Here is an 8477-nt window from a genome sequence, read left to right as displayed (position 1 = left end):
CTTCGCTTTTCGCAGCGGCGCGGGGTGTGCATATTACGCTTTCCCGCTGTGAAGTCAACTGATTATTTTCAGAATTCTTCACCTGACAGGCCGGTTTGTTTGCCGTTGTGCCGTGTCAGTGGAGGCGCATTATAGGGAGTTAATTCCTGCTGACAACCCTTAATTTGAAAAAAGTTACCGTTCGCTCACTTTCCAGGCAGAAACTGTGAAAAGCGTCTATTTCTGCTGTTTTATTAAACAAAAACGGGCCTCAAGAGGCCCGTTTTTCAGTTTTTTATCTTTTATTGAACGGCAACAATGCGGTCATCTTTCACCACAAGCTGCACTGGCTTGCCCGGAATCAGGGTGCCAGAGAGGATCTGCTGCGCCAGCGGGTTCTCTATCTGTTGCTGGATCGCACGTTTCAACGGCCGCGCACCGTAAACCGGGTCGTACCCATTGGCGCTAAGCAGTTTCAGCGCCTCGTCGGAAAGCGTCACGCTGTAGCCACGCTCCTCGAGACGTTTATACAACCGCTGCAGCTGGATCTGCGCAATAGAAGCAATGTGTTTTTCACCTAACGGATGGAACACAACCACTTCATCTATACGGTTGATGAATTCAGGACGGAAGCTCTGACTCACCACGCCCATCACCAGCTCTTTCATATGGCCGTAATCGAGATCGCCAAAACGCTCCTGAATCAGGTCGGACCCAAGGTTAGAGGTCATGATGACCACCGTATTACGGAAGTCCACCGTTCTGCCCTGCCCGTCCGTCAATCGACCGTCGTCAAGCACCTGCAACAGAATGTTGAAGACATCCGGATGCGCTTTCTCTACTTCATCAAGCAGAATGACAGAATAGGGACGGCGACGAACCGCTTCCGTCAGATAACCGCCCTCCTCATATCCGACATAGCCCGGAGGCGCGCCGACCAGCCGCGACACGGAGTGTTTCTCCATAAACTCGGACATGTCGATACGCACCATGGCGTCGTCGCTATCAAACATAAAGTTTGCCAGCGCCTTGCACAGCTCGGTTTTCCCGACCCCGGTCGGCCCAAGGAAGAGGAAGGAGCCAATCGGGCGGTTCGGGTCGGACAGCCCTGCGCGGCTGCGGCGAATGGCGTTAGAGACCGCATCGACAGCCTCATCCTGACCAATCACGCGGTGGTGAAGATCGTGTTCCATGCGCAGCAGTTTCTCACGCTCACCTTCCATCATTCGCGAGACGGGAATACCGGTCCAGCGCGCCAGCACTTCGGCGATCTCCGCATCGGTTACACGGTTACGCAGCAGGCGCATGGTTTTGCCTTCGCTCTGCGTAGCCGCCGCCAGCTGTTTCTCCAGCTCGGGGATTTTACCGTACTGCAACTCAGACATTCTGCCCAGGTCGCCATTACGACGTGCCTGCTCCATGGCGATTTTCGCCTGTTCAAGCTCAGCCTTAATCGTCTGCGTACCGGAAAGAGAGGCTTTTTCGGCCTTCCACTCCTCTTCAAGGGAGGAGTATTGACGCTCTTTCTCTTCCAGCTCCTCGTTCAGCATGTCGAGGCGTTTTTTACTCGCCTCATCAGACTCTTTCATCAACGCGCGCTGTTCCAGCTTGAGCTGGATAATGCGTCGGTCAAGCCGGTCGAGTTCTTCCGGTTTAGAGTCAATCTGCATACGGATGCTGGATGCCGCTTCATCGATCAGGTCGATGGCTTTATCCGGCAACTGACGATCGGAGATGTAGCGATGCGAGAGCGATGCCGCCGCAACAATCGCCGGGTCAGTAATTTGCACATGATGGTGCAACTCATAGCGCTCTTTCAGACCGCGCAGAATAGCGATGGTGTCTTCAACAGAGGGTTCAGCCACCAGCACTTTCTGGAAACGGCGCTCCAGCGCGGCATCTTTTTCGATGTACTGGCGATATTCATCGAGCGTCGTTGCGCCGACGCAGTGCAGTTCACCGCGCGCCAGCGCCGGTTTCAGCATGTTCCCCGCATCCATAGCGCCATCGGCTTTACCGGCACCGACCATGGTATGCAATTCGTCGATAAATAGGATGACGTTCCCTTCCTGTTTGGAGAGATCGTTGAGCACACCTTTCAGGCGCTCCTCAAACTCACCGCGATATTTTGCCCCGGCGACCAGTGAGCCCATATCCAGCGCCAGCACGCGGCGGCCTTTAAGCCCCTCCGGCACTTCGCCGTTCACAATGCGCTGCGCAAGCCCTTCAACGATGGCGGTTTTACCGACACCCGGCTCACCAATTAATACCGGGTTGTTTTTGGTACGGCGCTGCAGCACCTGGATGGTGCGGCGGATCTCTTCGTCACGGCCGATGACCGGGTCAAGTTTGCCCTGCTCGGCACGCTCGGTCAGATCGACGGTAAATTTTTTCAAGGCCTGACGTTGGTCTTCAGCCCCCTGATCGTTCACGTTCTCTCCCCCACGCATTTGCTCGATAGCCTGGGTCACGTTCGCGGTCGTTGCGCCAGCGGATTTCAGCAAATCCGTCAGCGTGCCGCGTGACTCCAGCGCAGCCAGAACAAACAGCTCTGACGATATAAAGTTATCACCCCGTTTTTGCGCCAGCTTGTCGCAAAGGTTAAGCACGCGCACCAAATCTTGCGAAGGCTGCACATCACCGCCGGTACCTTCTACCTGTGGTAAGCGGCTCAGCGCCTGTTCGATAGCAATACGTAACTGGCCAGCATTGACGCCGGCAGAGGTTAATAAAGGTTGAACCGAACCGCCTTCCTGGTTCAGTAAGGCGCTCATTAAATGAAGTGGTTCGATGAATTGGTTGTCGTGCCCCAGTGCGAGCGACTGGGCATCGGCAAGAGCAAGCTGGAATTTATTAGTAAGACGATCCAGACGCATAACCCCTCCCATAACAGGTCAAATTTGCTACTGGAGATTAAATGAGGTCATCCCTCAATTATTCAAGGTGATTGACCTGATTTATGTGAAGAAAACTCACGCGTACTGGATCGTCTTGATTCGTTAGGTTATATCAGCCAAATGAAACTTGCCATACGCCCGGTCGTCTTGTCCCGGCGGTATGAGAAAAAATCACTCTGCTGGCTGAAGGTGCAGTGCTCGCCGCCGTAGATATGCTCGACGCCGACGCTTGCCAGCCGCTGACGCGCCAGCTGATAAATATCAGCAAAATATTTATGACCCTGCGGGCGAAATGCGCGTTCGGCTTCAGCATCGTGAGCCATAAATGCCTCACGCACTTCCGGGCCCACTTCAAAGGCCTCCGGACCAATCGCCGGGCCAAGCCACGCCAGCAGATTTTCAGGTTTGTCGGCAAAACAGGCTACCGTCTCTTCCAGCACGCCGCCGCACAGTCCGCGCCAGCCAGCGTGCGCTGCCGCCACTTCACTGCCATCCCGGTTACAAAACAGCACCGGCAGGCAGTCGGCGGTCATCACCGCGCACACCGTGCCCGGCGTGTTGCTGTATGAGGCATCCGCGCGTTTTGAAGCATAGGGTTCGCCGTCGAGCTTCAATACCGCCGTGCCGTGCACCTGCTCAAGCCAGACCGGTTTAGAAGGCAAGCCCGCCGCCGCAAACAGGCGCGCGCGATTCTCTTCGACATGCTCGCTGTTGTCACCGCAGTGCGCGCCGAGGTTCATGGCATCATAGGGCGGCAGGCTTACACCGCCGATACGCGTTGAGCTGCAGGCCGCCACGCCTTTCGGCAGCGGCCAGTCCGGGACGATCAGTTTGGTCATAACCAAGCGACATCATCCTTATGGGTTTCAAAATCCGCGCGCATCGCGGCGATAAGATCGACCATATCCTGTGGAATTGGCGCATGCCACTCCATTTCAATACCGGTAATGGGATGGTAGAGACGCAGCATGGTCGCGTGCAGCGCCTGGCGGTCAAACTTGCGCAGCGCATCAATGAACTCATCCGATGCGCCTTTCGGCGGACGAGGACGACCGCCGTAGAGCTGATCGCCCACCAGCGGATGGGTAATATGCGCCATATGCACACGGATCTGGTGCGTACGGCCAGTTTCAAGACGCAGACGCAGGCGCGTATGGATACGGAAATGCTCCATAATGCGGTAGTGCGTGACGGCCGGTTTGCCCATCGGGTGAACGGACATATGGGTGCGTTTGGTCGGATGGCGGCTGATAGGCTCTTCCACCGTACCACCCGCGGTCATATGACCGATGGCAACCGCTTCATATTCACGGGTGATTTCACGCAGCTGCAAGGATTCAACCAGTCGGGTTTGCGCCGGAACGGTTTTCGCCACGACCATCAGACCAGTGGTGTCTTTATCCAGACGGTGCACAATACCAGCGCGCGGTACGTCGACAATCGGCGGATAGTAGTGAAGCAGCGCATTCAGCACGGTACCGTCAGGATTACCGGCGCCGGGATGTACGACAAAGTCGCGCGGCTTATTAATGACGAGAATATCGTCATCTTCATAGACGATATTGAGAGGAATATCCTGCGGCTCAAAGCGCGCTTCTTCTTCAATTTCCGCATTGATAGCAATGCGCTCACCGCCCAACACTTTCTCTTTCGGTTTGTCGCTAACGACATCATTGACCAGCACGCGCTGATCAAGAATCCATTCTTTTATACGCGAACGTGAATAATCAGGGAACAATTCGGCCAAAGCCTGATCTAAGCGTTGACCGAGTTGATTCTCGGATACCGTTGCGGTGAGTTGTACCAGTTGTGCCATATACAGCTTCTTCGTTAACGTTGGGTTTTACGGCTTCGCCGTTTAATATAGTGTGCTATTGTAGCTGGTCTTAGTCGGGAGCAGGAGTAAAGAATCTCCCGCATGAACATTCTGAGGAAAGTCTAAACGTTATGACGCGCTTGAAATATCTGGTGGCAGCCGCCACGTTAAGTCTGGCTTTGGCAGGTTGCTCCGGTTCTAAGGAAGAGGTACCTGATAATCCACCAAACGAAATCTACGCGACCGCCCAGCAAAAGCTGCAAGACGGTAACTGGAAGGCGGCAATAACGCAACTGGAAGCTCTGGATAATCGTTATCCGTTTGGTCCTTACTCCCAGCAAGTGCAGTTAGATCTTATCTACGCCTACTACAAAAACGCCGATCTGCCGCTGGCGCAGGCCGCCATCGATCGCTTTATTCGTCTTAACCCAACGCATCCAAACATCGACTACGTGATGTATATGCGCGGGTTGACCAACATGGCGCTTGATGACAGTGCGCTGCAGGGCTTCTTCGGCGTTGACCGTAGCGATCGCGATCCGGCTCATGCGCGTGATGCGTTCAATGACTTCTCACGTCTGGTGCGCGGTTATCCGCAAAGTCAGTATGCGACCGATGCCAACAAGCGTCTGGTCTACCTGAAAGATCGTCTGGCGAAGTATGAATACTCCGTCGCGCAGTACTACACCGATCGCGGTGCGTGGGTTGCGGTGACCAATCGCGTGGAAGGCATGCTGCGTGATTTCCCGGATACCAAAGCGACGCGCGATGCGCTGCCATTGATGGAGCACGCTTACCGCGAGCTGCAGCTCAATGCGCAGGCTGACAAAGTGGCGAAAATTATCGCTGCCAATAACAGCAACGCATAACGCCTGTAAACGCAAAACGGCAGCCCTTGGGCTGCCGTTTTTTTATCCGTTGAATGCCTGGCTGTCGTGCTTTCGCGCCAATGCAACCTATCAACTATGACCGCTAACTTCTCATCCGACAAGCTATATTTCCCCTCTTCCTGCCCTGCCTCACAAACCCCTCGCCTTTGACAAAAAGTGACAAAATTACGTGATTTTAATCACACATTTTGACATTAGGCGCGCTATGCTGAAGTGACTTAGACGGAAAGACAGAGAGGTAAGATGTATGACAATGAACATTACCAGTAAACAAATGGAAATTACTCCGGCAATCCGCCAGCATGTCACCGACCGTCTCGCCAAACTGGATAAATGGCAAACTCAGCTGATTAATCCCCATATCGTCCTCTCTAAAGAGCCACAGGGCTTTACCGCCGATGCGACCATCAGTACGCCTAACGGGCAGCTTGTCGCCAGCGCTAAACACGATGATATGTATATCGCCATCAACGATTTGATCAACAAGCTGGAACGGCAGCTCAATAAAGTGCAGCACAAAGGCGAAGCGCGTCGCGCCGCAACATCGGTGAAAGATGCCAACTTCGTTGAAGAAGAAGAGTAGTCTCTACATTGAGTTTCCAACGCGCCTGCGGGCGCGTTTTTTATTGACAGAGCGAAAAGAGAGCAGTTACTTTAACTCCCTCGCTCAACAGGAAAAATAATGAAAACCACCCCGTTTCTCTTCGCACTCTTTTTTACCTTCCCCAGTTAGGGAGGCGATTCGTTTTGTGAGAAAAAGTGCGAAGACGAACAATAAAGCCTCCCAAACCGGGAGGCTTTTTTATTGATAACAATGAAAGGCAACAACATGACGGCTGAAAACCCCTTACTGGATTTACGCGTGAAGATCAGCGCGCTCGACGAGCAGTTGCTGACGCTGCTGGCCGAGCGCCGCCAGCTCTCCGTTGAAGTTGGCAAAGCGAAACTCGCCTCCCACCGCCCGGTACGCGATATCGACAGAGAGCGGGCCCTGCTGGAACATTTAATCGAGCTTGGCAAAACGCATCATTTAGATGCCCATTACATCACCCGCCTGTTTCAGCTCATCATTGAAGACTCTGTTCTCACCCAGCAAGCCCTGCTCCAGCACCACCTCAACAACATCAACCCACGCTCTGCGCGTATCGCGTTTCTTGGGCCGAAAGGCTCCTATTCGCATCTTGCAGCGCGCCAGTATGCCGCGCGCCATTTCGAGCAGTTTATCGAGAGCGGCTGCGCACGTTTTCAGGATATTTTTAGTCAGGTTGAAACCGGCCAGGCGGATTACGCCGTCGTGCCGCTGGAGAACACCAGTTCGGGCGCGATTAACGATGTCTATGATCTGTTGCAGCACACCAGCCTGTCGATTGTCGGCGAGCTAACCGTTCCTATCGATCACTGCGTGCTGGTATCAGGTACCACCACTCTTGAGCAGATCCAGACGGTCTACAGCCATCCGCAACCGTTCCAGCAGTGCAGCCAGTTCCTGAACCGCTATCCGCACTGGAAGATTGAGTATTGCGAAAGCACCTCGGCGGCGATGGAGAAAGTCGCGCAACTGAACTCACCGCACGTCGCGGCGCTGGGCAATGAACCGGGTGGCGCGCTGTATGGTTTACAGGTGCTGGAGCGCAACCTGGCGAACCAGACACAGAACATTACCCGTTTTGTGGTGCTGGCGCGAAAAGCGATTGACGTATCCGAGCAGGTACCGGCGAAAACCACGCTGCTGATGGCGACCGGGCAACAGGCGGGTGCGCTGGTAGAAGCGCTGCTGGTGCTGCGCAACCACAACCTGATCATGACCAAGCTGGAGTCGCGCCCGATCCACGGCAACCCGTGGGAAGAGATGTTCTATCTGGATATTCAGGCCAACCTGCACGCCAGCGCGATGCAAAAAGCGCTGCGCGAGCTGGGCAGCATCACCCGCTCACTGAAAGTGCTGGGCTGCTACCCCAGCGAAAACGTCGTGCCGGTCGACCCGGTTTAACGCTCGATAAAGAGCGCTTTCTTCATCCCTGCCACCGACACCGGCAGGGTGAAGATCGCCCCCGAAAGCGGATAATCAGCAATCTCCTGCTCATCCATATTTTCGCGGGTAGTGGTAATAAACAGCGTCTGCATATCCGCCCCGCCAAAGCAGACCATCGTCGGGCAGCGCACCGGCAAACGGTACTCTTCCAGCTGCTCGCCCTGCGGTGAGAAACGCGCAATTCGCCAGCCGTCATACATCGCGCTCCAGTAGCACCCTTCGACATCCATTGCCGCACCGTCCGGAATACCTTCGCCCGGGTTAAAGCGACGGAACAGCTCGCGCCGCCCCGGCTCGCCCTGCTCATCCAGCGGCGTACGGTAAATTACGCCGTGTGGTGTATCAGAGGTGAACATCCACTGTTTGTCATGGCTGAAGGCCAGCCCGTTTGCGCCGTGAATATCACACTGCACCACTTTCGGCGTCAGATCGTTATCCACGCGCAGCAGCAGCGCGCCGTTATAATCTCCCGGCGCCCAGAAGGTGCCAGCATAAAAGCGGCCATGGTGATCGGTACCGCCATCGTTAAAACGCGCCAGCTGCGGGTTAGAGGGGTTATCGCACACTTTCTGTCGCAGTAGCCCGCGCTCGTCCGTCAGCCAGATAGCCTGCCGCATGGCGACGATAAAACCGCCCTTCTCACGCAGCGCGAAGCAGCCCACCTCTTCCGGGAACGAGAGCACCGTATGCTCGCCCGTCTCCAGCCGGTAACGGTGGATTTCACCTTCCAGAATATCAGCCCAGTAGAGCGCCTGTTCGGCTTCGCTCCAGGTCGGACACTCAGGTAAATGTCCGGTGTAATCAAACAGTCTCTGCAACTCAGCCATTGCGCATCCCTTAAATAAAAAAAGCCAGCGGGTGAC

The 8477-nt window shown here is 54.9% G+C and carries 8 protein-coding genes and 1 other annotated feature; of the genes, 4 read left to right on the top strand and 4 right to left on the bottom strand.

Annotated elements, in window-relative coordinates; all coding sequences use genetic code 11:
• Window positions 1–281 precede the first annotated feature (281 nt).
• From clpB to rluD, 3 genes are all read right to left on the bottom strand, one after another.
• On the bottom strand, window positions 282–2855 hold the full coding sequence (clpB, locus tag ABIC80_RS18620; protein ID WP_429178147.1) for an ATP-dependent chaperone ClpB: 2574 nt from the start codon (window positions 2853–2855) through the stop codon (window positions 282–284).
• A 128-nt stretch (window positions 2856–2983) separates the two neighbouring features.
• Complete coding sequence (gene yfiH, locus ABIC80_RS18615; protein ID WP_312606585.1) at window positions 2984–3715, bottom strand: purine nucleoside phosphorylase YfiH; 732 nt, start codon at window positions 3713–3715, stop codon at window positions 2984–2986.
• Window positions 3712–4692: a 23S rRNA pseudouridine(1911/1915/1917) synthase RluD gene (gene rluD / locus ABIC80_RS18610; protein WP_054804222.1), complete on the bottom strand. Its 981-nt coding sequence runs from the start codon at window positions 4690–4692 to the stop codon at window positions 3712–3714. The genes yfiH and rluD overlap by 4 nt, the downstream gene beginning before the upstream one ends.
• A 131-nt stretch (window positions 4693–4823) precedes the next feature.
• Here rluD and bamD point away from each other — a divergent pair, with 131 nt between their 5' ends.
• The 4 genes from bamD to pheA all read left to right on the top strand — a co-directional run bounded on the left by bamD (window position 4824) and on the right by pheA (window position 7572).
• A complete protein-coding gene (gene bamD / locus ABIC80_RS18605; protein WP_023480633.1) occupies window positions 4824–5561 on the top strand; it encodes an outer membrane protein assembly factor BamD in 738 nt (245 codons plus the stop codon).
• Window positions 5562–5829: 268 nt separating this feature from the next.
• Window positions 5830–6165, top strand: coding sequence for a ribosome-associated translation inhibitor RaiA (gene raiA / locus ABIC80_RS18600; RefSeq protein WP_288883712.1), 336 nt, complete (start codon window positions 5830–5832; stop codon window positions 6163–6165).
• A gap of 98 nt (window positions 6166–6263) precedes the next feature.
• Window positions 6264–6389, top strand: a sequence feature (Phe leader region).
• Window positions 6265–6315, top strand: coding sequence for a pheA operon leader peptide PheL (pheL, locus tag ABIC80_RS18595; RefSeq protein ID WP_200134660.1), 51 nt, complete (start codon window positions 6265–6267; stop codon window positions 6313–6315). It overlaps the preceding feature by 51 nt.
• Window positions 6390–6411: 22 nt before the next feature.
• On the top strand, window positions 6412–7572 hold the full coding sequence (gene pheA, locus ABIC80_RS18590) for a bifunctional chorismate mutase/prephenate dehydratase (RefSeq protein ID WP_042718544.1): 1161 nt from the start codon (window positions 6412–6414) through the stop codon (window positions 7570–7572).
• Here the strand turns inward: pheA and ABIC80_RS18585 are convergent.
• Window positions 7569–8441 carry an SMP-30/gluconolactonase/LRE family protein gene (locus tag ABIC80_RS18585; RefSeq protein WP_094421636.1) on the bottom strand — a complete coding sequence of 291 codons (873 nt, stop codon included), beginning with the start codon at window positions 8439–8441 and terminating at the stop codon, window positions 7569–7571. The genes pheA and ABIC80_RS18585 overlap by 4 nt on opposite strands.
• Between the last annotated feature and the right edge of the window lie 36 nt (window positions 8442–8477).

The sequence above is a fragment of the Kosakonia sp. 1610 genome (genome assembly GCF_050435845.1).
Taxonomy (GTDB): domain Bacteria; phylum Pseudomonadota; class Gammaproteobacteria; order Enterobacterales; family Enterobacteriaceae; genus Kosakonia; species Kosakonia cowanii.
The sequence above is the reverse complement of the archived record's forward strand: the minus strand, read 5'-3'. Positions and strand labels throughout refer to the sequence as shown.

Excerpts from the sequence above, each read along its gene's own strand:
- bamD (WP_023480633.1), top strand. The coding sequence starts at position 4,824 with ATGACGCGCTTGAAATATCTGGTGGCAGCCGCCACGTTAAGTCTGGCT.
- ABIC80_RS18585 (WP_094421636.1), bottom strand. The coding sequence starts at position 8,441 with ATGGCTGAGTTGCAGAGACTGTTTGATTACACCGGACATTTACCTGAG.
- yfiH (WP_312606585.1), bottom strand. The coding sequence starts at position 3,715 with ATGACCAAACTGATCGTCCCGGACTGGCCGCTGCCGAAAGGCGTGGCG.
- raiA (WP_288883712.1), top strand. The coding sequence starts at position 5,830 with ATGACAATGAACATTACCAGTAAACAAATGGAAATTACTCCGGCAATC.
- pheA (WP_042718544.1), top strand. The coding sequence starts at position 6,412 with ATGACGGCTGAAAACCCCTTACTGGATTTACGCGTGAAGATCAGCGCG.
- rluD (WP_054804222.1), bottom strand. The coding sequence starts at position 4,692 with ATGGCACAACTGGTACAACTCACCGCAACGGTATCCGAGAATCAACTC.
- clpB (WP_429178147.1), bottom strand. The coding sequence starts at position 2,855 with ATGCGTCTGGATCGTCTTACTAATAAATTCCAGCTTGCTCTTGCCGAT.